Origin of the sequence: Natronorubrum halalkaliphilum, from assembly GCF_009834785.1 — an archaeon.
GTDB lineage: Archaea > Halobacteriota > Halobacteria > Halobacteriales > Natrialbaceae > Natronorubrum > Natronorubrum halalkaliphilum.
The window spans coordinates 137938-162519 of sequence record NZ_WUYX01000070.1 but is presented as its reverse complement, the minus strand read 5'-3'; the positions used below and the strand labels follow the sequence as shown (position 1 = coordinate 162519).

The window sequence follows — 24582 nt, the reverse complement described above, 5'->3', positions numbered from 1 at the left end:
CGTTACAACCGAACGGGAACGTCCCGCTCGTCGAGATACGTCTTGACCTCCTCGATGGAGTGTTCGTCGAAGTGGAAGATCGACGCTGCGAGACCGGCGTCAGCGTCGGCCTCGGTGAACACTTCGTGCATATCCTCGGGACCGCCACAGCCCGACGAGGCGATGACCGGCGTATCCACGGTCTCGCTGACGGCCGCCGTCAGCGGGATGTCGTACCCCTCTTTCGTGCCGTCCTGATCGATCGAGTTGACGAACAGTTCGCCTGCGCCGCGGGACTCGGCCTCCTTGGCCCACTCGAGGACGTCGATCCCGGTTCCCTCGCGGCCGCCCTTTTTCGTGCACTCGAACCAGCAGGACTCGCCGTCGATTTCGACGTAGTGCTCGCCCTGTTCGTCGTAGCGCCGCTTGGCGTCGACGCTGATGACGATACACTGGCTGCCGAAGGCCCTCGCGCCGTCGGTGATCAGTTCGGGGCGCTCGAGCGCGCCGGTCGTGATCGAGACCTTGTCCGCGCCGGCGCGCAGGGTCTCCTTGATGTCGTCGGTGGTGCGGATGCCGCCGCCGACGGTCAGCGGGATGAAAACCTCGTCGGCGACGCGCTCGACGACGTCGAGCATGGTCTCGCGGCCCTCCGCGGAAGCGGTAATATCGAGGAAGACGAACTCGTCGGCTCCCGCTTCGTTGTACGCTTTGGCCATCTCCACCGGGTCGCCGGTGTATTTCAGGTCCTCGAAGTGAACGCCGGTGTAGACCGCCGGGTTCCCATCCTCGTCCAGGTCGACGTCGATACACGGGATGATACGCTTGGTCAGTACCATATGGTCGTTAACCGACCGTTCGCACCGAGGGTAGTAAAGCCGTCTGGATCGAACAATTCCGACCGTTCCGCCCAGATCACAGGTCAGTCCGTGAGCCGCGCCCGAAACACATCGACCGCGTCGGGGAGGACAGTAAGCTCCGCCTCGCGGCGAGCGTAGTCGCCGTACTCGTCACGGATCGAGACCGACGTTTCGGGGTCGGCGTCAGCAGCGCGCCGAACGCCGTCGTCGACCCACGCGAGTTCCTGCAGCGTTTCGGCGAGCGCGTACTCGCCGAGGGACGGCCGCGAAAGCTGCTCGCGTGCCGCGGCCGCAGCCTCGAGCGCTCGCTCCCGTTCGTCCCGGATTTCGCCGACGGTCTCCGGCGCGGCGACCGCCCCGTCCGCGATCCGATCACGAAGTCGCTCGAACGCCCGGAACCGCTGTTCGAACCGGAGGGCACCGTAGAGTCCCGTTCCGAGGTTCCCCGCGTCGAGGGCGTCGTGCATCCGGTCTCGGGCATTCAACACGTCCCTGCCGGCGTGCCAGACTGTCAGCTCGAGTTGATCGTCCTCCACCCCGACGCCGACAGCCTCGTACCACTCCTCGCCGTCCTGCGCCGGGAAGTCGGCGGTCTCGGCACGGTCGATCGATCGTTCGAGGGCCGTTTCGAAGGGGGATTCGAGCGCGACTCCGTCGTCGAACGCCGCGTCGTACCGCTCGTCGAAGTGCTCCCAGATACCGGCCGTCGCCGCGCCGAACTCGAGGGTCCCCGCCGACTCGCCGATATCGATGACGGCGTGGTGGTGGGTAACACTCGCTCGCTCGAGGCTCCGCTCGGCGTGACCGAGATCCGTCTCGCGCCGAAAGAAATACAGCGCCGCTCGGAGCCGTCCGTCGTCGGTATCGGAGCCGTGGTACTCACCGTCCTCGAGTCGGCCGGTGACTGTCGACCGAACCGCGTCGCGTTCGTCCCGGAGTTCGTCGACGAGTTGTTCCTCGTCCGCGTCGACCGCGAGCCACGTGACTGCGGCTGTGCGGGCTGTCTCGCGGCCGTCTCGTAGATCCCGGAGTCCGTGGTACAGCTCTTTACGTACCGTATCGGCAGCTTCGTCGCGGGACGTGGTCGCTTCGGTTCGTTGTTCTTCGATCGTCTCCCTGACGACACCGTTCGGAACGTCCTCGCGCCCGATCGATTCCGGGACCTCGGCCAGCAGTTCGCCGACCCGCTCGAGTTCGCCCTCGAGGGCGCTCGAATCGGGCTGGACCGGAGCCGGCCACTCGATCGGCGGCTCCTCGTCGCGCAGGACGCTATCGACCTCGCCGGCGGGGAACGTCGTGGCCGTCTCGTCGCCGATCAGGGGAAGGTCGCCACAGCCGGCGATGGCGACGCCGGTGGCTGCACCGACGCCAGCGAGGAACTGACGGCGGTGGGGCCGTACGCGGTTGCGTTCGTGTCCGCCTTCGGCCTCGGCGTTGCCGTTGCTCCCACTTCCGTTTCCACCTCCGCGTACGCCTTTACCGTTACCGCTGTGTCCGGGCCGATTCCTTCGCTCTCGTCGGCCTCGGTTGCCAGATCCGCTCATTAGTCGCTCCCCTCCACGGTGTCGGCGTGGGCATCGGACCTGGTGGCGACGACCGGCCCGCGACACGACATCCCTTCGGAACTGCCGCGACTCGAGGGCGACTCCTCGTAGGACCGTTCGATCCGAAAGACGACCGCTTCCATGACCGTCTTGTCCGCTTCGCAGGGCGTTTCGGGGGGCTTGAGGCGCTGACAGTACCGCGTCCGGAGACTGTCGCTCTCGGCCAGAACGCCCCGAACGCGGCGTTCGTAGCAGTCGTCGATGGTTCGCTGATCGATGACGATCGTCTGGGTGTCGAAGTCCGTGGCATCGACGAACTCCCGAAGGTCTCGCACGTCGCCGTCAGTGCGGTCGTCCTCGATCCAGAGCGCGTCGGCTTCGTCCTCGTCGAGCACGAACTGCAGCGTCCGCCTGTACCGTGGGGAAAGCCGGTCATCGGCATCGTCCTCAGCCGACGCCTCATCTTTACTCGGGTGAACGAAGTGTTCATCGTCCGTCGAGCGCACGGACAGTACCTCGTACTCGTGGGTCGATTCGTACGCGGCCCCGTCGCTTTCGTTGAATTCGGCCGTCGAACTGCTTTCGCTTTCGCTTTCGCCGGCACACCCGGCGAGTACGGCACCGAGAACGCCGCTGGTGGCGGCGAGGGTCCGCCTGCGAGAGATCGTTCCGTTGGAGGGCATCACTCCCAGTTGTTGGTCTATTAGTAAATATTTCCTGTTGAAGCGATGAGGAATGGACCAACCGGCGACGTGGCGACCCGATGGTCGCTCCGTGTAGGTGTTTTTAAGGACTCGAGGCGACAACGGACGGGTATGGCAGACGACACGGACCCAGCAGTGGATGAGGATTCGGCCGCCGACGTCGGCCACGACCTCGCGGCCGAGCGAACGACCGCCCCGATGAGTGAGTTCACGCTTCGCGAGGCCGGTATCGGCTTCATCATCATGGTCGTCGGCGCCGTGATCGCGTTCGGAATCCCGCTGCTCACGGTCGGACTCTAGAAAAACGAACGGGAGCGGAAACCGGGAGTTAGAAGACGTACTCGTCGTCGTGGCCCATCATGCCATCGTCTTCGAGGCCGGTGCCACCACTCGTTCCTTCCTCTTCGTCCATCGGTCCACTGGTCTTGTAGGCCTTGATGCCCGTCGAGAGGAGGTCCTCGATTGCCTCCTCACGGTTGACGAACTCGCCGCGTTCGACCATCTGGGCGATCTGCATCTCGAGGTGTTCCGGTATGGTGATCTCTACTTTCGGCATCTGATTCGGCTTTCGGCGAGGGGGTATTTAGGTTTGACGGGGACTCCATACAGCCTGAGACGACTCAGTCGGTGGTACTTACGTTTATGGCGGCGGATTTCGGCCGTTTTCCGGTCGTTACTCGGTGGTGAACGAGAGGGACTGCTCACGAGGAAGAACGTAATTCGCACGTACGCGGTGCGATCGGTACCGTTGCCGTCTCGGTTATTTCGACACTGCCGAAAACCGGCGACCGTCAGCCTCCGAATCGATTCGAGACCGCAGTCGCCGATTTCGGAGTCGTCATCGGTCGCGTTGCAGTCGTTACTTGTTCCCCATCATCGAGTCGAACGCGTTCTTCAGCGTCGTCCCGGGCTGGGTAATCGAATCGAGCTGGTTTCGCATCTTTCGCTGGTTGAAGTAGCTCGCGAACGCGAGGATGGTCGGCGGCCAGAGGCCGATGAACGTGCCGAGCTCGCGCTCGCCACGGATGAAGAAGTAGTACAGCGAGAGCCCGACCGACGCGGCCGACGCGATGAATGCGGGCCCCATGGCTTCTTCGCCGACTTCTTCTGCTGTCTGTCCAGATACTTCCCGTTCCGTCATTTGTTGTCTGCTCGCCATACAGGGAGAGAATAGCCGAGACCGTACTAAGGGATGGCGAGGGTTTCGCGAGGAAGGCCCTGAATTGTGACGGTGACCCGACTATTACAGTCCGTTTCGGCGGCGTCCACGTCCCGGAAATACGTGGTTACCGGTCGGAAATCATCTCTCTCGAGGCGGAAGCGCCGAACACGAGCGCGAGGAGACGGAACGGGCGGTGCCGTCGAATCGTGTCGGCTCGTATCACCTCGAGAACTGCCTCCGTCTCGAGACGTCACATCTACGTTCGTCCGCACGAACGCCCACGTATGGCCAAGGACGTCACGGAACTCTATCGGGAGTTCGACGATCAGCGACTGCCGCCGGGACAGCGTGAAACGTCTGCGTTTCCGGTGCTTTCGAAGAGCGGAACGCCGGACTGGGACCCCGACACGTGGGAGTTTACCGTCACCGGTGCCGTCGAAAACGAACTCACGTTCTCGTGGGACGAGTTCCGTGATCTACCCGCCGAAACGCAGCGACAGGACTTTCACTGCGTCACCGGCTGGAGCAAATTCGATTGCGAGTTCACGGGGGTTCCGTTCCCCGAGCTCGCCGAGCGTGCCGGCGTCGACGACGACGCCGTCCACGTCATGTTTTCCGCGCTCGACGACTACACAACCGATCTCTCGCTCGAGGCATGCATGCGCAAGGAAGTGCTATTCACGTGGGCGTACGGCGGCGATGAACTCCCCGCCGATCACGGCGGACCGCTGCGCGTCGTCACGCCGCACAAGTACGCGTACAAGGGCGCAAAATGGGTCGACGGCGTCGAGTTCCTCACCGAACCCGAGCGCGGCTACTGGGAGAAGCGGGGCTACTCCCAGACGGCGAACCCGTGGGCCGAAGAGCGATACAGCTAGGCTCTTTCTGGAATAGTTAGGCTGAAGGCGCGGCGGTCCTGAACTGCGTTCGATGGATCGATCGTCGGGTGACCGTCGGCTGGCAGCTGAATCGAGCCAACAGCCAGCAGACGCCGCACCCACACTGGTCAGCCGCAGTCGAGAACTCGAGGACGTTTCGTTCGGCGCGATCGTCGACACCACTGCCGAGTCGCGAGTGCAGTGGGCGACACCCGACGGTCTCGAGGTCGTCGGCCGAGGCGTCGCCGCTCGGGTGACCGCCAGCGGCCCGGACCGATTCGAGCAAATCCGCACGCGGGCCGATCGAACGTTCGACGGGCTCGAACACGACGGGCCGCAAGTGGCCCGGCCGCGAGCATTCGGCGGGTTTTCGTTTCACGACGAACACGAGCCGGGGCCGCCCTGGACCGGGTTCGGCGCGGCCGCGTTCGTCGTTCCACAGGTACTCGTCGTCCGAAGCGAGGCGGAAACGTGGCTGACGGCCGTCGCGACCCAGTCCGAGGAGGCGACGGCGCGTCTCGAGCGCTGGAGCGAGCGGGTAGCCGAGTTGCCGGCGATGCAACCCAGCGGAATCAGTCCCGGTGTCGTCTCGACCCGGCGGACGACCTCTCCCGAAGCCTGGACCGAACAGGTCGAAACCGCCCTCGAGCGGATCGACAGGGACGAGCTGACGAAAGTCGTCCTCGCCCAGTCGCTTTCGGTCGCGCTCGAGGAGTCGGTCGACGTCTCCGGCACGCTGGAGCGTCTGCGCCGGCAGTATCCGAACTGCTATCGGTTCTTGATCGGCCACGACACCGGCGGGACGTTCTTCGGTGCACCGCCCGAACGCCTCGTCTCGAAACGCGGCAAACGCGTCGAGACGGAGGCGCTTGCGGGTTCGGTGCCCCGCGGCGATATGCCGGAGGAAGACGAAGCACACGCCGATCGGATGCGAGACAGCGAAAAGGTGCAGCGCGAACACGGGCTCGTCGTCGAGTCGATCCGCGATCAACTCGAGCCGCTCGCGCGGGAATTCTCGATCGACGAGCAGACGATCAGACGGTTAGCGACGATTCAGCACTTACAGACGCCGATCACGGCGACGCTCGACGGGGATCGACACGTTCTCGAACTCGTCGAGGCGTTGCACCCGACGCCCGCCGTCGGCGGCGTCCCGCCGGCAGCGGCCTGGGAGACGATTCGAGACACGGAGACGTTCGACCGCGGCTGGTACGCCGCGCCAGTTGGTTGGTTCGACGCCGACGGGGACGGGGAGTTCGCGGTCGGCATCCGCTCGGGGGTCGCGACCGACGAGACGGTCACGCTCTTCGCGGGCAACGGCATCGTCGCCGACAGCGATCCCGCCGACGAGTGGGACGAAGTACAGCTGAAGTTCCGACCGATCCTCGACGAACTTAGGTGATCCGATGGCTGCACCCAACCGAGCGACGCTGTGGGGTCGCGTCCTCGCCGACGAACTCGCAAAGGGCGGGCTCGAGGGCGTCTGTATCGCGCCCGGCAGTCGGTCGACGCCGCTGACGGTCGCGTTCGCCGAACACTCCGAAATCGACGTGTACTCGCATCTCGACGAGCGGTCGGCGGCCTTCTTCGCGCTCGGTCGTGCGAGACGAACCGGCGAGCCGACGGCGCTGGTCTGTACCTCGGGAACGGCGGCGGCCAACTTCCACCCCGCCGTGATGGAAGCCGATCAAGCGCGGGTACCGCTGCTCGTACTCACGGCGGATCGACCGCCGGAACTGCGGGACAGCGGCGCGAATCAGACGGTCGATCAGGTCAAACTCTACGGCGACGCGGTCCGGTGGTACGCGGAACTTCCGGAACCCGAAGCCGACGAGCGAACGGTTCGAAGCCTCCGGACCACTGCCGCACGGGCGCTGTCCGAGACCGGCGGGCCCGAACCCGGCCCCGTCCACCTGAACTGTCCGTTCAAAAAGCCACTCGAGCCCCTCGAGGTGCCGGATGCGGTGCCGGATTCGTTTGCGGAAACGCTGGCCGGACGAGGGCGCGAGGGGGCGTTCGTCGAAACCGATTCCGGCACGCAGACGCTTGCTGATAGTCAGTACCGTCCGCTCGTTCGTTCGCTCGAGGACGCCGACCGACCGATGATCGTGGCGGGCCCGGCCGACCCCGCCGATCTGACGGGCCTCGAGCCGGAACACGTCGTTACCGTCGCCGAGCGTCTCGGCGCGCCGATCCTCGCGGATCCGCTCTCGGATCTGCGATTCGGTCGCCACGTTGCGGACAGCGTCGAGCATGGGTCCGGGTCGGACGATGCCGTCCCGATCGTGTATGGCGGCTACGACGGCTACATCGATTCGCTCCCGTCGCCGGACGTCGTCGTCCGCTTCGGCGCGTCGCCGACGTCGAAGCCGCTTCGACACGCGTTGCGCGATTCGGATGCCCGCCAGTTCCTGCTCGACCCCGCGGGCGCGTGGCGCGAGGCAACGTTCACCGCGACCGATCTGGTTGCGGCGGCGCCCGGCCCCGTCTTCGAGACGCTCGCGAAGACGTTCGAGGAGCGCCGACCGACCGACGGAGCTGACCCTCGAGTGACGAGAACCGACTGGCTGAGCCGGTACGCCGACGCGGAGCGGCGACACTGGGACGTTCGCGACGACGCGCTCGAGTCGGACCCCTTCGAGGGGGCCGTGCTCGCGGCCGTCTTCGAACACGCGCCCGATCCGGCGACCGTGTTCGTCTCGAACAGCATGCCGATCCGGGACGCGGACCGATTCGGCCGTCCGCGATCGGCCGACCTGACGATACTCGCGAACCGGGGTGCAAGCGGTATCGACGGCATCGCGAGTACGGCTCTCGGTGCCGGAAGCGCGACCGACGACCCGCTCGTGCTCGTCACCGGCGATCTGGCGTTCTACCACGATTCGAACGGGCTGCTCGCCGTCGATCGCTGTGATGTCGATGCGACCATCGTCCTGTTGGACAACGACGGCGGCGGAATCTTCCACAAACTTCCGATCGAAGACTTCGAGCCGCCGTTTACGGATCAGTTCAAGACGCCCCACGACCTCGAGTTCGACTCGCTCGCGGAACTCTACGGCCTCGAGTTCGAACGCGTCGATCCCGCCGACTTCGCGGCGGCGTATCGACGATCCCTCGAGCGCGAGGGCACGCAGGTTCTCTCGGTCCAGTTCGAATCGGAAACGAGTCACCGCAGGCGGGAGGAACTCGAGCGACAGGTCAACGAGGCTGTGTCGAGCGCGCTCGAGGGCGAGTCGATGGACTGATTCTTCGGCGTTTTGGGGCCTGTACTTCGGTTCTGGGTGGTACGTTGCGTGAGTCTGTAACTGATGAACAGTGGACCGAGCTTACACTCGTTCGAGGGATCTCACGGCTGAAGCGCCCACCAGAGGGCAACGGCGTAGCCGAAAGGTACCCACACGAATCCGAGTGCTACGAGTCCGGTGATCGAGACCGGGGATACCCCCGTCAGGAGCAGTCCGAGCGGGAACAGTAGACTCCAGAACCCGAACAGCGCCGTCGCAAAACGGGGTCTCGTGAGGAGATACCCGACGAGAACGAGCGTACACGCGGCGACGATCGCGTTGACGACCAGCGGAAACGCCGGAAACAGAATCGAGCCGACCAACACCGGATAGAGCGCCCAGAGACAGCCGAGCGTCACCGCTGTCGCGTGATCGATCGATTGACCGTCCCACTCGAGGTCGATATCGCCGTCCCAGTCGTGGACGGCGTACCGAAACCCCGACGCCGACTCGCCGTCGGACCGGCCGCTCTTCGTACTCGTCGCGGTACTCGCGGTCGTGTCGTCACCGCCGGACGCGAACGGCCAGCCGTTTTCAGTCTGCTGTTGGGTCGTCCGTCGCTGTCGTCGGTTCCGCTGTCGCGCGTGATGACTCGTAGTTTGGTCGGCTGACTCCGAGCCGGTTCTCGAGGTCCTCGAGTGGGTTCGTCCCGTCCCCGTACGCGTATGACTGGTTCGAGTAGTGGAACGGTGGGTACCGGTTCGCGAACGATCTCGGCCCGACGCGGTCGAGTTTGCGGTCTCGGCACTCGATCTTGTCGTCTCCTCGGCGTCGTGACTGGTGCTCGAGTTGTCAGCGGTTGCGCTACTCGAGTCGGTCGTCTGCTGGGCGAGCCGCAAGTAGGCTTCGTGGCCGAGTCGATCGTATCGAGCCCGCTCGGCGCCGTCGGTGAGCACCGACTCCGCCGTCGAGACGCACTGGAACTGTTCGGCGGCGTCGGGTGCGTCGTTGTGGTCGGGATGGGTCTCGAGGACGCGTTCCCGATAGGCCGCCCGAATCTCGTCCTGAGAGGCATCGGTGTCGACCCCGAGGACTTCGTAGTACGTCTCGCCCATCGACTGCGTAGCGATATGTAATCAGCGGTGAAAATCACTTCGGCTGTTCTCAAACGACCGTTCAGCGAGCGATCAGTAGCGGGCCAGAGCCAACACATAAACTGCTATTCGCTATATCAAATGCTGAGTGTCTCCCGATACTGAAAACCGACGGATACGCCGCATTTTGGCCGTACAAAGCTGTATGCGGCCAGATTGGAGTCCGGTCGCAACAAACGGAAGGTGGAAACCGACTCGGTTCGCTGACTCGCGAGAACTCGAATTCGAGACCCCCGGTTACTCGATCCGCGGGGCCGAGTCGTCGGTTCGACCGGGCAGTTCGAGTTCGATTTCGAGTTCCGGTTCGTCGACGCCGTCGAAGTCGATTTCCAGTTCGATCGGCTCGCCGAAGGCGAACGGAAGCGTCCACTCGTCGTCGCTGATCGTGAGCTCGTCTCCGTCGCGGAGCTGTTTGCCGAGTGCGATCAGGAACTCGCCCGCATCGCTCGCGTCGAGGCGGTACTCCCGTTCGAAGTTGCGGCCCGGTCGGATGGTCGTTCGCTCGTCGGTATCGGGTTGGTCGGCTGTCATCGTCCGTGGTACAGGATACCGACGGCTATGTCGTTCACGGTCGATCCATCCGAATCGCAGCCCCCGGTTCGTTCATTTGCTGGTCCTGTTGACACGCCTCGAGACACGACGCGAACCTATTTCACCTGCTGCCCACCAAACACGAGCAATGGTTTCGGAACTCTTCGACGCGGAGCAGTGGGAGTCGGTCGCCGACTTGAACGACGAGTTCGAGGACATCACCTACCACCGGGCGGTCGATTCCGGAACGGTCCGGATCGCGTTCGATCGACCCGACGTGCGCAACGCGTTCCGGCCGGGGACGGTCGACGAACTGTACGACGCGCTGGATCACGCCAAACGGCAGACGGACGTCGGCTGCATTCTGCTGACGGGGAACGGGCCGTCATCGAAAGACGACGGGTGGGCGTTCTGCTCCGGCGGGGATCAGACTATTCGGGGTGACGATGGGTATCAGTACGAGGGAGATGAGGAGCGATCCTCCGAACAGGGACGGCTGCATATCCTCGAGGTCCAGCGGCTGATCCGCCACATTCCGAAGGTCGTCGTCTGCGTCGTCCCGGGGTGGGCCGTCGGCGGCGGGCACTCGCTGCACGTCGTCTGCGATCTCACGCTCGCGAGCGAGGAACACGCGAAGTTCCTCCAGACCGATCCCGACGTGGCGAGCTACGACGCCGGTTTCGGTTCGGCTTACCTCGCGAAACAGATCGGCCAGAAGAAGGCTCGAGAGGTATTCTTCCTCGGTAAGACCTACTCCGCCGAGGAGGCAGCAGAGATGGGGATGGTTAACGACGTCGTTCCACACGAGGAGTTGGAGGAGACGGCTCTCGAGTGGGGCGACCGTATCAACGCCAAGAGCCCGACGGCGATGCGGATGCTCAAGTACGCGTTCAACATGACCGACGACGGGATGGTCGGCCAGCAGGTGTTCGCCGGCGAGGCGACCCGACTGGGGTACATGACCGACGAGGCCGAGGAGGGCCGAGACGCGTTCGTCGAGGGCCGCGACCCCGACTTTGACGACTACCCGTGGCACTACTGAGTCGTTTCCGGCACTCTACAATCGGCGGCAATGGTTGCTGCTATCTACGATACACCGTTCGATCCGGAACCGTTCACACGTGACGGAACGACGTTGTATCAGCCCGTCCGAAGCGAGAGTCGGCGTCACGACTCCATCGGCGATGGCGGTAGAATCGGTGCGAAGGACAACGCTTTGAACGCTCCGGTACTAAGTTATCGCCAGTGACACTTCCCGATCGGTCTTCGCTCTCCCGCCGGGACTACCTCCGAGCACTGGTCGCCGTCGGCGGCGCGACCGCACTGAGCGCTTGCGTCTCCGAAAGCGACGACGTCGACGTTCCGACCGGCACGGACGATCCGGATTCGCTTCCGGCTCGACAGCACGCCTGGAACGACGCCCTCTCGCGGGACGACCACGGCAACGTCCAGCCGCCGGAACACCACGTGCTGGTCGCTTTGTCGCTGATCGACGAGCCGAGCGACGACGGACGGGAGCGGGTCGAAGACGCGCTGGAAATCCTCGAGCGCGCCTACGAGTGGAGCAACGAGGGGCTGGTCTTTACACTGGGGTACACGCCGGCGTATTTCGATCGGTTCGACGATTCGCTGCCCGAGACGGTCGACCTGCCGGAGCCCGAACCGTTGACGGATCGAGAGGACCCGACGTTCGACGAGTTCGACGCCGTGCTCCACCTCGCCAGCGACCGCTCGCAGGTCGTTCTCGAGGCCGAAGCAGGGCTGTTCGGCGAGGCTGATGAACTCAACGGCGTCGATGTCGAGACCGGTCTGACGGGCGTCTTCGAACGTGTCGAAGACCAGCGCCGGACCGGCTTCGTCGGCGAGGGGCTGCCCGCCGAGCACACGGAGCTCTCGGGCGTCCCCGACTCGATTCCCGATGAGGCCCCGTTCTTCATGGGGTTTCGCTCCGGCTTCGATCGGAGTCAGGCCACCGAAGATCGGGTGACGATCGAAGACGGACCGTTCGGCGGGGGGACGACCCAACAGATCTCCTCGATGGATCTTCAGCTCCGGATCTGGTTCGAGCAGGACAACCACTACCAGCGCGTCACGAAGATGTTCAGCCCGGAACACGCCGACGAAGAACTGGTCGGCGACATCGGCGAGGCCCTGACGAGTACGAACGCGTTGACCGACGAGCGGATCGAGTCCACCCAGGACGACGCTCGCACCCGCGGGGTCGTCGGCCACGCCCAGAAGGCCGCTCGAGCCAGAGTGGACGGCGAACCGCCGCTGCTGCGACGCGACTTCAATACGGTCGACGGCGAGAGTCCAGGACTGCACTTCCTCTCTCTCCAGGAGGATATCGAAGCGTTCGTCCGCGTTCGCGAGGCGATGACCGGCGACGATCTGGGCGTCGCGAACGCGAACAACGGCATCCGCAGCTACATCTTCGTCACGCAACGCGGCAACTACCTGATTCCTCCGCGTTCGCTGCGGGCGTTGCCACCGGCGAACCCGACGGGCGACGACTCGAGCGAGGAGACCTAACCACCGAGAGACAATCGATCACGGAATAAGACACATGCAGGACCACGATTTCGATCGACGGACGTTCGTCAGGCGGACAGGCGCAGTGACCGGGCTGCTCGCGCTGGCGGGCTGTCTGGGAACCGACGATGACGACGATAACGACGACACGACGGAGGAAACCGACGACGATCTGGAGGCGCCGGCGTTTCCGGAAGTCGAGGATCCGCCGGACGCGGTGTACGTCCCGACACACCGAGAGTCGATGCGGATGCTCGAGCCGGTCGAGGCCGGCGACTACACCATCGCACCGATGCTGTCGTACCCGCATCCGTTTTGGATCCTGACCGGCGGTGCCGGTGGCGAGGGCGAAATCGAGCGCAACGATCCCGAGCAGATGGACGGCGTGCACATGATGTTCACCCTCTGGGACGATGACACCGGCGTCGTTCTGCCGGTCGACAGCGGGAACGCGATCCGAGTCTTTCGGGACGGGGAGCAGGTCGGCTCGCCCCGATCGGCCTGGACGATGATCTCACAGGCCATGGGCTTTCACTTCGGCGACAACGTCCCGCTGGATGACCACGGCACCTACACAGTCGAAGTCGAACTACCGCCGCTTTCGACGCGGACAACGGGCCAACTTGAGGGTCGGTTCACCGAGCGCGCGACCGCGACGTTCGAGTTCGACTACGACGAGGCGTTCTGGGACCACGTCGTCGGCGAGGTCGAGTATCTCGACGAGGAGTACTGGGGCCAACGCGGGGCACTCGAGCCGATGGACCACGGTGGTCACGGTGACCACGGCGATCAGCAGGAACACGATGACGACGACCACGACCATGATGGCCACGACGACCACGACGGACACGACGATCATGACCATGGCGACCACGACGACGGGCGCGACGACCACCACAACCACGACGACATCCCTTACTCCGCGCTCCCGGCGGCCGACGCGTATCCCGGAACGCTCCTCGAGCCAATCGACGACCCCGACACCGACCTCCCTCGAAGCGGCGACGCGGCATTTCTCGCGACGCTTTTCGACTCCGGCTCCCGGCTCGTGGAGGGGGACGACCGCTATCTGCTCGTCTCGCCCCGAACGCCGTACAATCGAGTGCCCCTCGCGGACATGGCTCTGAGCGCGACGATCGAGCGCGACGGCGAGACGGTCGCCGACACCGAACTCGTCCAGACCATCGACGGCGAGTACGATCTCCACTACGGGGCGTCACTCGGCGACGTTCAACCGGGCGACGCCGTCACGATCACGATCGAATCGCCGCCGCAGGTCGCTCGCCACCAGGGGTACGAGACGGCCTTCCTCGAGATGCCGCCGATCGAACTGACGGTGCCGGAGGGGTGATGATGGGTACGGATTCTCGCTCCCGTCGCTCGCTCTCGATCGCGGCCGCAACCATCGTCGCGTGCGGTCTCGTCGTCGGCCTGCTCGTCCCGGCGACGGTCGGCGCCGGTGACAACGCGACGGTGTTCTCCCTCGAGCCGAGCGAGATCGAGGCCGACGCCGGCGAAACGGTGACGATCGATCTGGTCGCGAGTAGCCACGGTGACCTCGCCGGCAACGGCATCGACGAACTGTCGTTCACGATCGAGTACGATGCCGACGCGTTCGCCGTGACCGACGTCGAACACGGGCCCATGCTGACTGCGGGCGACGATGATACCGAAGTCGATGGCTCGGTCGCGATCGATGAGGACGGCGGCGCGGTGACGGTCGACCAGGAGCGGACGCCATCGGGTGACGGCGCGAAATCGACCGACACCGCGGCGACGCTGACGCTTACGGTCGCCGAGGACCTTTCGCCGACGACGGAGACGCTCGAGATTACGGATGCGGAAGCGAGGCTCATCAACGGCAACCCGCAGGCGTCGTTCGAACGGGACACAACCGTCCACGTCGAGGGCGGCGCGCCGGATGACGAGGAGAGTGCCGACGATGATCCGGACGGGATCACGCTCGCGGACGACGAAGACGGCGACGATGAGGCGGTGACGGAGGCCAACGAGACGACGGAGAACACGGACGCGGACTCGAGCGGCGATGGGGGTGATCCGGTGCCGGGATTCACACCGTTAGTGACGCTGGGCGGGATCGTTGCACTCCTCTTTTTGTTCAGCCGCCGGTAGTCGATAGCCAACAGCCGATCGTCGATCATCGACAATCCGACCATGAACTATCGAGCGGATAACGTCGGTTTCACGGGGTGAAGACGGCGGTCCTGGCCCTCGAAGGCGCTGATCGACCGCAATGCCAACGTTGACACTCCCGCGAGGTGGAGACACGAGCAATGAGTACGGCCGAGGTCGATATCTCACGCACGAAGGCGTGGCTGATGGCTGCACGTCCCCAGACCTTGCCCGCGGCTGCGGCACCGGTGATCGTCGCCACGGGACTCGCGATCCACGAGGGCGTGTTCGCCCCGCTACCGGCGCTGATGGCGTTCGTCGGTGCGGCGCTGATTCAGATCGGAACCAACTTCGCGAACGATTACTACGACGCGGTCAAGGGTGCCGACACCGAGGATCGGGAGGGGTTCACCCGGGTCACCCAGTCGGGACTCATCTCGCCGGAGCAGGTCAAACTGGCGACGATCCTGACGTTCGCGCTGGCGATCCTCACCGGGACGTATCTGGTCTATGTCGGCGGCGTGCCGATCCTCGTCATCGGGCTGGTGAGCGTCTTCTGCGGCTGGGCCTACACCGGCGGCCCCTACCCGCTGGGGTATCACGGTCTGGGCGATCTCTTCGTGTTCGTCTTCTTCGGAATCGTCGCCGTGATGGGGACCTACTACGTCCAGGCCGCGGCGGCGATGCCGACTGAGCCGCTGATCACGACGATTCCTGAGGGGACGGTCACGCGAGAAGCGTTCATCGCGAGCCTTCCGGTGGCCGCCATTTCGACGGCCATCATCGTGGTGAACAACATCCGTGATCTAGCGACCGACGCCGAAGCCGGCAAGCGAACCCTCGCGGTTCGACTCGGCTATCGCTGGAGCCGCGTCGAGTACGTGTCCCTGCTCGCACTCGCCTACGTCACGCCGCTGTGGTTCTGGCTCGTCGAAGGCGTCGGCCGCAGCGTCCTGCTGCCGCTCGTCTCGCTCCCCTATGCGCTCGCGATCGCACAAACGGTCTGTACCCGATCCGACGGCGAGGCCCTCAATCCCGCACTCGAGGGCACCGGAAAACTGCTCGCGATCTACGCGGCCCTGTTCGCCGTCGGGGTGATCCTATGAACGAGAACCCTGATCGAGGCGGTGGTGGTGAGGGAGATGGCGATGACGATGGCGAGCGCGAGTCCACGCTCGAACTCGAGTACCGCCCGTTCTCGCTCGAACTCGCGACCTCGCTCGAGACGGCCGGCGGAACGATCGACTCACGAGACGGGTTCCTCGTCCGGATCACCGATACGGCTGCCGACGGGGACGAAGCGGCGGTCGGCTACGGCGAGGCGACGCCGCTGGCCGGCTGGACGGAATCCCTCGAGGACTGCGAGGCCGCCCTCGAGCGTGCCAGCGACGAGATCCGAACGTCGCCGGCAGCGGCGCTCGAGGCCGCCGACCGACAGGTTGCGGCCAGACACGCGATCGCGCTCGCGCTTGCAGATCTGCAGGCGACCCGCGAGGCGACGCCGCTGTACCGCTACGTCGGACAGGGGCCGATGGTCGGGCGGGTCCCGGTTAACGCGACGATCGGCGACGGGTCGCCGAGCGAAACGGTCCACGACGTCAGCGACGCTGTCGAACGCGGGTTCGACTGTTGCAAACTGAAAGTCGGCCGCCGGTCCGTCGAGGCCGATATCGAACGGGTCCGGCGGACTCGATCGGCCGTCGGTCCCGAGGTCGAGTTGCGAGTCGACGCGAACGAGGCCTGGACCTACAACGAGGCGGTGACAGCGCTCGAGGCCTTCGGCGAACTCGACGTGTCGATCCTCGAGCAGCCGCTTCCGGCGGGGTCGCTGGCGGGCCACGCTGATCTCCGCGAACACGAAGGGGGCGAGGGGGTCCAGATCGCCCTGGATGAAGGGTTCCTCGAACACGGCGTCGACGCGATCTGTGAAGCCCAGGCAGCCGACGCGGTCGTGCTCAAACCGATGGCGCTCGGCGGCGTCGACGTCGCCCGCAAAGCCGCAGCGTGGGTACAGGAACTCGAGATCACGCCGATCGTGACGACCACGATCGACGGGGTCGTGGCGCGGACGGCGGCGGTTCATCTCGCCGCCTCGATTCCCGACGTGCCGGCCTGCGGGGTGGCGACCGCGGAGTTGCTCGCGAGCGACCTCGGACGGGATCCCGTCCTGCTGGAGAAGGGGTCGGCCGTCGTCCCGCAGGCCAAGGGCCTCGGCGTCGAGGGGGTGTGGACCGAGTGATGGGCGCGCCGGTCGACTGGCCCGCTCGAGATCTTCTCTCACACCGGGCGGCGGCGACGCCACAGCGGACGGCGCTGATCGATCACGAGACGGGTTCGTCGTGGACCGTCCGGGAACTCGACCGACGGGTCGACCGAGTCGCCGCCGCGCTCGAGGCGACCGAGACGCTCGAGCGTCGACTCGGCGTACTCATGGACACCAGGCCCGCGTTCGTTACCGTCTTTTTCGCGGCCATGCGGACCGGAGTGACCGTCGTTCCGCTGAACGTTCGCGAGACGGTCGGCGAACTGGCCGGGAAAGCCGGCCGGACCGATCTCGACGCGATCGTCTGCGAACGCGAGACCGAGTCGGCGGCGCTCGAGACCGCGGCGCGAGTCGAGTCGGCGGACGACTCGGCGCCGGATCCGGAGTCGGTATCAATGCCGATGTCGGTACCGGTCCTGAGCGTCGACGATCCGGCGAGAGGAGAGACGCGACGACTACGTACGGCCGACGAAGACGGCACCGGCAGCCCGTCGGATTCGAGTTCGAGCGACCCGCAGTCGATCGATCCCGTCCCCCTCGAGCGCGAGGACACGCTGTTGCTCATGTTCACCTCCGGCACGTCCGGCGAGCCCAAGGCCGTCCGATTGACGGTCGGGAACCTCGTCGCGAGTGCGACCGCCTCCGCGTTCCGGTTAGGCGTCGACCCGAGCGATCGCTGGCTGTGCTGTCTCCCGATGTATCACATGGGCGGGCTGGCTCCCGCCCTCCGTTCGATGCTGTACGGGACGACGGTCGTCATCCAGCGCGAGTTCGACCGCCAAGAGACCCAGCGGGTCCTCGAGCGGTACGACTGCACGGGCGTCTCGCTGGTGCCGACGATGTGCAAACGGCTGCTCGACGCCGGCTGGGAGCCAGCGGACGCGCTGCGGTTCGTCCTGCTCGGCGGCGCGCCGGCCTCGAGCGAGTTGCTCGAGCGCTGTTTGGCGGCCGGCGTGCCGATCTCACCGACCTACGGGATGACCGAGACGGCCTCCCAGATCGCGACGGCGATGCCGGCGGACGTCAGGACTCACGAGGGAACCGTGGGTCAGCCGCTGGTCGTCACCGACGTTTCGGTGGTCGACGACTCCGGAGCGCCGGTGCCGGCCGGCGAACCCGGCGAACTCGTGGTCTCCGGGCCGACGGTGACGCCCGGCTATCTGTCCGACGAGGAGACGGCGGCCGCGTTCGGCGACCGCGGACTGCACACCGGCGATATCGGTTACAAAGATGCCGACGGCCGGCTGTGGGTCCTCAACCGCCGAAGCGACCGGATCGTCACGGGCGGCGAGAACGTCGATCCCGGCGAAGTGCTCGAGGCGGTGCGCTCGTATCCGGTGGTCGACGACGCCGCGGTCGTGGGACTCGAGGATCCGGAGTGGGGCGAACGGGTCGCGGCGCTGGTCGTTCCCGTCGACCGTAGTGAGGAGATCGATCTCGAATCGCTGCTCGTCCACTGTGGCGAACGACTCGCCGGGTTCAAGCGGCCGAAGACGCTCGGCGTCGCGGCGTCGATGCCCCGGACCGCATCCGGGACGGTAGATCGGGACGCGGTCCGAACGGAACTGCTCGAGAGCGGAACCGACGCGGAAGAGCTGTCCTGATACGGTTTACTGTAGTCAATGACCGCCGATCACCGACCCCGTCCCTGGTGATCGGCGGTAACTAGTTACAGCAATCCGTATGAGTAGTGTGGGCGTTCTCCGCCGGTCGCGCCGTCACTCAACTCGACTCGGCTCTACTTATGCAACTCCACGCTGTCGGTGGACCCGTAGTTAAGGCGCTGGCGTTCCTTCCACAAGCCGTGTGTACACTGGCCCTCGCCTGGCAGGTGTTCGACGACGCGCCGGTCGCGGTCGCCGCGAACCGGGACGAGTCTCTCGAGCGCGAGTCGCTCCCGCCGAGTCGCTACCGCGAGGAGCCGCTGATCGTCGCCCCGCGGGACGCCGAGGCGGGCGGGACCTGGATCGGATACAACGAACACGGCGTCTTCGCCGGGATCACGAACAAGTGGGCGAAAGGCGACCTCGCGGGCGAGCGCTCTCGGGGCTTGCTCGTCGCGGACGTCCTCTCGGCCGAGTCGGCCGCGGAGGCGGCGTCAGTTCTCGAGGACGCGACCGAACGGGACGAGTACGACGGCTTCTACCTCGTGATCGCGGACGCCGACACTGCCGTCTGCTACGTCTGGGACGGCGAGCGCTCCCGCATCGAGTTCGATCCCGGCGTCCACGTCGTGGTCAACGTCGCCGTCGACGATATCGTCGACGTTCCGCCGACCCGTTCCGATGTCGGGCACCAGCAGGCCGACAACGCTCGAGCGGTCCGCGAGACGCTGGCGGTCGAGAACGGTGGCGACGAATCGGTCTCGGCGTGGCTCGAGCGCGCCGGGAACGTTCTCGGCGACCACGAGTACGGCGTCTGCATTCACGGGAACGGGTTCGGCACGCGATCGTCGTCGCTGATTGCACTCGGCGACGAGCGGGCAGCGGGGTACGCGTTCGCGCCGGGACCGCCCTGTGAAACGCCCTACGAGTCGGTCGACCCCGAGATCGATCGCGACCTCGAGGGTCTGGTGTGATCGCGTAGTCCGGCTCGAGGTCTGCACAGTCCCTCGCGGACAGAAGTCGCTCTGCGGCCGAGCGGAGATCCCCGGCGACCGACGGAGAGCGGTAGATTCATGCGCCTCGATCCATCTCATACGTGTATGGACGCACTCCTGCCTGTAGCGACGAGTACGGAGAGGTGGTCACCGTGAGTATTTCCGCGACCGAAGCCGAACTCTCCGAGGACGAGCGGGCCGGACTCGAACTCGTTCGCGAGAGCGGCGGCATCCACCAGAGTGACTTCTGGAAGGAACTGGACGTTTCCTCGCGCAAGGGCAGCCGGATCGTCGAATCGCTCGTCGAAAAGGAACTGGTCGACCGAGAGGAAACGGTGTACGACGGACACAACACCTACCACATCACGCCGACCGCCCGCGATCTCGATTTCACGCTGCTGATGGCCGGCGACATGCTCTCGCCGTTTATCGGCGAGGAGGAAGTCGATCCCAACAACGACGCGTTCTCGCAGTGGATCATGAATCTCGCCTACGAGGACTGATCGGCACGGCCACCGACGGTTGATCAGACGGACACGGCGACGCTGTTTTTCGACACCGTTTCTCGACGCTACGCAGTGGCTTCACCAGCGGCGGGGAGCAACGCGAAAACGAATTGCGAGTTCCGTGGCTCAGTCGAGAGCGCTCGCGGCGCGAACGAGCCGTCGTTCGCCGAACGCCGGACCGACGAGCTGGAGGCCAACGGGAAGCCCGTCGGTCTCGCCGGCCGGAACCGAAATCGCGGGCAGGTCGGCGAGGTTCACCGGGACGGTGTTCGCGTCGGCGAGGTACATCTGCAGCGGGTCCTCGAGACTCTCTCCGAGTTCGAACGGCGGCACCGGCATCGTCGGCGACGCGAGCACATCGGCCTCCGAGAGCGCCTCGTCGAAGTCCTGTTTAACCCACGCGCGGGCGTCCTGAGCCTTCTTGTAGTACTTGTCGTGGTAACCCGCCGAGAGGGCGTAGGTACCGAGCAGGATGCGGCGCTTGACCTCGTCGCCGAACCCTTCCTTTCGCGTCTGGGCGAAGGTCTCGTTCCAGTTCCCCTCGGTGTCGGCCGAGTGACCGTAGCGGACGCCGTCGAACCGCGCGAGGTTCGAGGAGGCTTCGGACATCGCGATCACGTAGTAGGCTTCCACGGCGTGTTCGACCGAGGGCAGGGACACCTCGTGGTACTCCGCGCCCTGGGCCTCGAGGTCGGCAATGGCGTCCCAGAACGTTTCGACGACGCCCTCGTCGGCGCCCTCGAGCAGTTCGGTGGGAACGCCGATCTGTAGGCCGTCGACGTCGCCCGTGGCGGCGTCGGCGTAGCTTTCGCCGTCCTCGAGGGGCGCCTCGCGGGTGGTCGCGTCGCGGTCGTCCGGGCCCGCGATCACGTCCAGCAGCGCGGCGGCGTCTTCGACGGTTTCGCCGAAGGGGCCGATCTGCTCGAGGCTGTTCCCGTAGGCGACCAGCCCGTATCGCGAAACCAGTCCGTACGTCGGCTTGATCCCGACGACGCCACAGAAGGCGGCGGGACAGCGGATCGAGCCGCCGGTATCGGAGCCGAGCGCGACGTCGGCTTCGCCGGCGGCGACGGCGGCGGCGGAACCGCCGGAGGAGCCCCCGGGGACGTGACCGGGTGCGGCGGGGTTGTCGACCGAACCGAAGTACGACGTTTCGTTCGTCGACCCCATCCCGAACTCGTCCATGTTCGCCTTGCCGACGATGGTCGCGCCGGCGTCTTTTAGCCGGGAGACGACCGTCGCGTCGTAGGGCGGCACGTAGTCCTCGAGCATCCGCGAGCCGCAGGTCGTTCGGACGCCCTCGGTCGAGATGTTGTCTTTGACAGCGACGGTCGCGTCCGCGAGCGGCCCGTCGCCGTTGCCGTCGCCCTCGATCGTCTCCTCGGTGATGAAGATATCCTCGGCCATGATCAGGATACGTTCGGGCCTTTGAAGCGCCCGTCCTCGGTTTCGGAAGCGTTCTCGAGTGCCGCCTCGCGGTCAAGCGAGTCACGCTCCTCGTCCGGTCGCATCACGTTCGTCAGGTCGGCGTCCCGGTCGACCTCCGGCACCTCGTCCAGCGTCTCGAAGTACTCGAGGATGTCCGCAAACTGCCGCGTGAACTGGTCGACCTCGTCGTCGTCGAGATCGACGCGAGCCAGTTCCGCGACGTGGCGGACCTCCTCGGGACTAACGGCGTCGTCGCTCATGATTGAGCGGACTTGCCAGTGGGGAGTAAGGGTTTCGATACGCGGAGACAGACGGCACGCAAACGGGTTCGGTCCACGAGATAGCCCCCCACGGTCGGTGTGTAGCCGACGGTATCGCAGCACAGCGCGCCGTTCATCTCGCGAGACTATCGAAGAATTTAAGTGACGGAGTTGCTATATAACTGCTACGAGAGCGCGTTTTCCAGCGATCGTCGTGAGAACACAATGACAGATACTACGATTCGAACGCGGAGCGGTGAGCGACGCCAGCAGGAGTCGGACGAATCGCGCGAGCGAACCGACGAACGGCAGCAGTGCCCGGAATGTGGCGGCCGACTCGTCTCCGACGACGAACACGCCGAAACCGTCTGCGACGACTGCGGACTGGTCGTCGACGAAGACGAGATCGACCGCGGCCCCGAGTGGCGAGCGTTCGATTCCGCCGAGAAGGACGAAAAGTCTCGCGTCGGCGCCCCGACGACGAACATGATGCACGACCAGGGGCTTTCGACTAACATCGGTTGGCAGAACAAAGACGCCTACGGGAAGTCACTCTCGAGTCGCCAGCGCCAGAAGATGCAGCGGCTTCGCACGTGGAACGAGCGCTTTCGCACCCGCGACTCGAAAGAGCGCAACCTCAAACAGGCCCTCGGCGAAATCGACCGGATGGCCAGCGCGCTCGGGTTACCCAAGAACGTTCGGGAGACCGCCAGCGTGATCTACCGCCGCGCCCTCGAGGAGGATCTCCTTCCGGGGCGGTCGATCGAGGGCGTCGCGACCGCCTCACTGTACGCGTCGGCTCGACAGGCCGGGACACCGCGAAGCCTCGACGAGATTTCGGCCGTCAGCCGCATCGAGAAAGACGAAGTCGCCCGCACCTACCGCTACGTCATTCGGGAACTCGGCCTCGAGGTGCAGCCGGCCGACCCCAAGAGCTACGTCCCGCGGTTCGCCAGCGACCTCGACCTCTCGGATGAAACCGAACGCCGCGCTCGCAGCCTGCTCGATGCGGCGACGGAACAGGGGGTCCACAGCGGCAAGTCGCCGGTCGGTCTCGCCGCCGCGGCAGTGTACGCCGCTGCGCTCCTGACCAACGAGAAGGTTACCCAGAACGACGTCAGCGACGTCGCGAACATCTCCGAAGTCACCATTCGGAACCGGTACCACGAACTGCTCGAGGCCGAAGAGAACGCGCCGGCCTGATCGCTCTCGGTTCTTCGTTCCGTTCGACTCTCCCTCTTTGCTGTCGATTTCTGCTCGTCGTCAACGGCGACTTGACTCGAGTTATTCCGACGCTAACGGCCTCGAAGAGATGATAGTCACCGCATAGTGAATATCGGGTACGCCGAACGTCGGCGTATGAACTGCGATAACTGTGCGGCGGCGGAAGTCGCCTACACCCTGACGACCCACGTTTCCGAGCGTCCGGACGAGCAGGTCGATCTGCACTTCTGCTCGAGCGACTGTCTTCGCGTCTGGACGTGATTCGACGGAGCGAGCCGGGAGCTGTAGCGGATAACGGACACGGCGGAGAACGGAACGGCGGTGGTCGGAAGGCTGTCCACTCACAGATCGTCGTCGTAGATCTCGGGGTTCGGTTCGCCCTCGACGTCGATGACGGCGATCGCGCCCTTCTGGACCACTCGCGAGAGCGCGTGGTCGACGATCTTGATCGGGCCGGGAACGTGGAGTTCCATCTCGCCCGCGGTGACGGTCCCGGGTGCGACAGGCGACGTTTCGACGTTCCTGGCGGGGGCCGTCAGGAGATCGCCGTCGCGGTAGTAGCGGCTCCAGACGTTGCCGATGGGGTGGAGCGCGCTGGTGGCGTTCGGCCCGCCGTTGGCGAAGTATACCCGCACCGTTTCGCCGACCGCTGCGGTGACCGGACCGTGACCGTCCTCGGTGATCGCTCCGACGCCGCCGTTCAGGAGGACGTAGGTCGGGTCTTCGTCGGCGGCCGCGTCGAAGTCGAAGTGGTGGTGGCCCTCCTCGCCGGTGTCGCCGTCGGTGTACAGCTCGTGCTGTCCGAAGTAGAACTCCCGGTCGACTTGGGGGATTCCGTCCTCGGGTTCGACGAGGATCGCGCCGAACATTCCGAGGCTTATGTGCTGGTCCATCGCCGGGATGGCACAGTGGTAGATATGGACGCCGGGGAACATCGCTTTGAACCGGAGTCTGGCCGGGTCGTCCCCGGGCGAGATCGTCGTCGCGACGGCGCCGCCGCCGGGTCCGTACACGGCGTGGAAGTCCACGTTGTGCGTGGTTTTGTTGTGCTCGTCGGGCACCTCGAAGGTGAGATCGACCGTATCTCCCTCGCGAACCCGGATCATCGGGCCGGGGATCTGGCCGTCGTAGGTCATGAAGTCGACCGTGACGCCGGGTTCGACTTCCGCCGTGAGCTCGACGGTCTCGAGCGTGAGTTCGTGGGTTCGCGGCTCGTCCCAGTCTACCGGGGGCGGAACGTCGGTCGGGTCGGCAGCGATGCGGTCGACGTCGACCGCTGCTGCCGGCGGGAGCCCCGTGTCATCGGTGGACGCGTTGGCGTCCGTTCCGGGCTCCGAGCCGTCGGTGTCGAGACAGCCGGCGAGTGCTATTGCGCCGGTCGCGCCGATCGTTTGCATGACGGTTCGTCGGGTTGCGGTCGTTGTAGTCATTGAGCTTCTCCTCGTTTCTACGTAGTGTGTACGGACGGTCATCCCTATCGACAATTCTCACCCCGTAGTAAAGAGGCGGATATGTTCGGCTAGGTAACGTCGTAGTGGAACGGCGTTGTGACCTACTCGAGAGCCGCTCGGTCGCGATTTTCGCCGTCTCAAGATCGGCGA

At 65.3% G+C, this 24582-nt stretch carries 25 protein-coding genes; 15 read left to right on the top strand and 10 right to left on the bottom strand.

Annotated elements, in window-relative coordinates; translation table 11 throughout:
• Positions 1–2: 2 nt before the first annotated feature.
• The 3 genes from hisF to GS429_RS20215 form a co-directional block, all read right to left on the bottom strand.
• A complete protein-coding gene (hisF, locus tag GS429_RS20225) occupies positions 3–818 on the bottom strand; it encodes an imidazole glycerol phosphate synthase subunit HisF (RefSeq protein ID WP_160067576.1) in 816 nt (271 codons plus the stop codon).
• A gap of 83 nt (positions 819–901) precedes the next feature.
• The gene (locus GS429_RS20220; protein WP_201294056.1) at positions 902–2383 is read right to left on the bottom strand and encodes a transposase; all 1482 of its coding nucleotides are present in this window, start codon (positions 2381–2383) and stop codon (positions 902–904) included.
• Positions 2383–3066 carry a hypothetical protein gene (locus tag GS429_RS20215; RefSeq protein ID WP_160067574.1) on the bottom strand — a complete coding sequence of 228 codons (684 nt, stop codon included), beginning with the start codon at positions 3064–3066 and terminating at the stop codon, positions 2383–2385. The genes GS429_RS20220 and GS429_RS20215 overlap by 1 nt, the downstream gene beginning before the upstream one ends.
• Positions 3067–3198: 132 nt before the next feature.
• Here GS429_RS20215 and GS429_RS20210 point away from each other — a divergent pair, with 132 nt between their 5' ends.
• Positions 3199–3387 carry a DUF7550 family protein gene (locus GS429_RS20210; RefSeq protein ID WP_160067572.1) on the top strand — a complete coding sequence of 63 codons (189 nt, stop codon included), beginning with the start codon at positions 3199–3201 and terminating at the stop codon, positions 3385–3387.
• 28 nt (positions 3388–3415) lie between these two features.
• Here GS429_RS20210 and GS429_RS20205 read toward each other — a convergent pair whose 3' ends face one another.
• Complete coding sequence (locus tag GS429_RS20205; RefSeq protein ID WP_008895334.1) at positions 3416–3643, bottom strand: ribbon-helix-helix domain-containing protein; 228 nt, start codon at positions 3641–3643, stop codon at positions 3416–3418.
• A 303-nt stretch (positions 3644–3946) separates the two neighbouring features.
• A complete protein-coding gene (locus GS429_RS20200) occupies positions 3947–4246 on the bottom strand; it encodes a hypothetical protein (protein ID WP_160067570.1) in 300 nt (99 codons plus the stop codon).
• Positions 4247–4533: 287 nt separating this feature from the next.
• Between GS429_RS20200 and GS429_RS20195 the strand changes: the two genes are divergently transcribed.
• Genes GS429_RS20195 through menD form a run of 3 tightly spaced genes read left to right on the top strand, consistent with a single transcriptional unit; the run spans position 4534 to position 8372 of the window.
• The gene (locus GS429_RS20195; RefSeq protein ID WP_160067568.1) at positions 4534–5127 is read left to right on the top strand and encodes a sulfite oxidase-like oxidoreductase; all 594 of its coding nucleotides are present in this window, start codon (positions 4534–4536) and stop codon (positions 5125–5127) included.
• A 52-nt stretch (positions 5128–5179) separates the two neighbouring features.
• On the top strand, positions 5180–6529 hold the full coding sequence (locus GS429_RS20190) for an isochorismate synthase (protein WP_160067566.1): 1350 nt from the start codon (positions 5180–5182) through the stop codon (positions 6527–6529).
• Between the two features lie 4 nt (positions 6530–6533).
• On the top strand, positions 6534–8372 hold the full coding sequence (gene menD, locus GS429_RS20185) for a 2-succinyl-5-enolpyruvyl-6-hydroxy-3-cyclohexene-1-carboxylic-acid synthase (RefSeq protein ID WP_160067564.1): 1839 nt from the start codon (positions 6534–6536) through the stop codon (positions 8370–8372).
• Positions 8373–8473: 101 nt separating this feature from the next.
• On the opposite strand, the gene GS429_RS20180 is transcribed toward menD, so the two are convergent.
• Both GS429_RS20180 and GS429_RS20175 read right to left on the bottom strand, forming a co-directional pair.
• Positions 8474–9466, bottom strand: a complete 993-nt coding sequence (locus GS429_RS20180; RefSeq protein ID WP_160067562.1) for a J domain-containing protein — start codon at positions 9464–9466, stop codon at positions 8474–8476.
• 276 nt (positions 9467–9742) lie between these two features.
• Complete coding sequence (locus tag GS429_RS20175; protein WP_160067560.1) at positions 9743–10036, bottom strand: amphi-Trp domain-containing protein; 294 nt, start codon at positions 10034–10036, stop codon at positions 9743–9745.
• 148 nt (positions 10037–10184) lie between these two features.
• Between GS429_RS20175 and GS429_RS20170 the strand changes: the two genes are divergently transcribed.
• The 9 genes from GS429_RS20170 to GS429_RS20130 all read left to right on the top strand — a co-directional run bounded on the left by GS429_RS20170 (position 10185) and on the right by GS429_RS20130 (position 20066).
• On the top strand, positions 10185–11078 hold the full coding sequence (locus GS429_RS20170; protein WP_160067558.1) for a 1,4-dihydroxy-2-naphthoyl-CoA synthase: 894 nt from the start codon (positions 10185–10187) through the stop codon (positions 11076–11078).
• A gap of 203 nt (positions 11079–11281) precedes the next feature.
• The gene (locus GS429_RS20165; RefSeq protein WP_328821513.1) at positions 11282–12568 is read left to right on the top strand and encodes a DUF7405 family protein; all 1287 of its coding nucleotides are present in this window, start codon (positions 11282–11284) and stop codon (positions 12566–12568) included.
• Between the two features lie 34 nt (positions 12569–12602).
• Positions 12603–13919 (top strand): DUF7350 domain-containing protein, encoded by a 1317-nt coding sequence (locus GS429_RS20160; protein WP_160067556.1) that lies wholly within the window; start codon positions 12603–12605, stop codon positions 13917–13919.
• A 2-nt stretch (positions 13920–13921) separates the two neighbouring features.
• A complete protein-coding gene (locus tag GS429_RS20155) occupies positions 13922–14701 on the top strand; it encodes a cohesin domain-containing protein (protein ID WP_160067554.1) in 780 nt (259 codons plus the stop codon).
• 161 nt (positions 14702–14862) lie between these two features.
• The gene (locus GS429_RS20150; protein WP_160067552.1) at positions 14863–15807 is read left to right on the top strand and encodes a 1,4-dihydroxy-2-naphthoate polyprenyltransferase; all 945 of its coding nucleotides are present in this window, start codon (positions 14863–14865) and stop codon (positions 15805–15807) included.
• Positions 15804–16940 (top strand): mandelate racemase/muconate lactonizing enzyme family protein, encoded by a 1137-nt coding sequence (locus GS429_RS20145; RefSeq protein WP_160067550.1) that lies wholly within the window; start codon positions 15804–15806, stop codon positions 16938–16940. Before GS429_RS20150 ends, GS429_RS20145 begins: the two co-directional genes overlap by 4 nt.
• Entirely contained in the window at positions 16940–18568 is a 1629-nt protein-coding gene (locus GS429_RS20140) for a class I adenylate-forming enzyme family protein (protein ID WP_160067548.1), read from the top strand. The genes GS429_RS20145 and GS429_RS20140 overlap by 1 nt, the downstream gene beginning before the upstream one ends.
• Positions 18569–18768: 200 nt before the next feature.
• On the top strand, positions 18769–19542 hold the full coding sequence (locus tag GS429_RS20135) for an NRDE family protein (protein WP_328821512.1): 774 nt from the start codon (positions 18769–18771) through the stop codon (positions 19540–19542).
• A 173-nt stretch (positions 19543–19715) separates the two neighbouring features.
• Entirely contained in the window at positions 19716–20066 is a 351-nt protein-coding gene (locus GS429_RS20130) for a helix-turn-helix transcriptional regulator (RefSeq protein ID WP_328821511.1), read from the top strand.
• Between the two features lie 129 nt (positions 20067–20195).
• Here GS429_RS20130 and gatA read toward each other — a convergent pair whose 3' ends face one another.
• Both gatA and gatC read right to left on the bottom strand, forming a co-directional pair.
• Positions 20196–21476 (bottom strand): Asp-tRNA(Asn)/Glu-tRNA(Gln) amidotransferase subunit GatA, encoded by a 1281-nt coding sequence (gene gatA / locus GS429_RS20125; protein ID WP_160067544.1) that lies wholly within the window; start codon positions 21474–21476, stop codon positions 20196–20198.
• A gap of 2 nt (positions 21477–21478) precedes the next feature.
• Positions 21479–21757: an Asp-tRNA(Asn)/Glu-tRNA(Gln) amidotransferase subunit GatC gene (gene gatC / locus GS429_RS20120; protein ID WP_160067542.1), complete on the bottom strand. Its 279-nt coding sequence runs from the start codon at positions 21755–21757 to the stop codon at positions 21479–21481.
• A gap of 225 nt (positions 21758–21982) precedes the next feature.
• On the opposite strand from gatC, the gene GS429_RS20115 reads away from it, so the two are divergent.
• Positions 21983–22960, top strand: a complete 978-nt coding sequence (locus tag GS429_RS20115; RefSeq protein WP_160067540.1) for a transcription initiation factor IIB — start codon at positions 21983–21985, stop codon at positions 22958–22960.
• A gap of 156 nt (positions 22961–23116) precedes the next feature.
• Complete coding sequence (locus GS429_RS22440) at positions 23117–23242, top strand: hypothetical protein (RefSeq protein ID WP_268892319.1); 126 nt, start codon at positions 23117–23119, stop codon at positions 23240–23242.
• Positions 23243–23322: 80 nt separating this feature from the next.
• Here GS429_RS22440 and nirK read toward each other — a convergent pair whose 3' ends face one another.
• Entirely contained in the window at positions 23323–24411 is a 1089-nt protein-coding gene (gene nirK, locus GS429_RS20110; protein ID WP_160067538.1) for a copper-containing nitrite reductase, read from the bottom strand.
• Between the last annotated feature and the right edge of the window lie 171 nt (positions 24412–24582).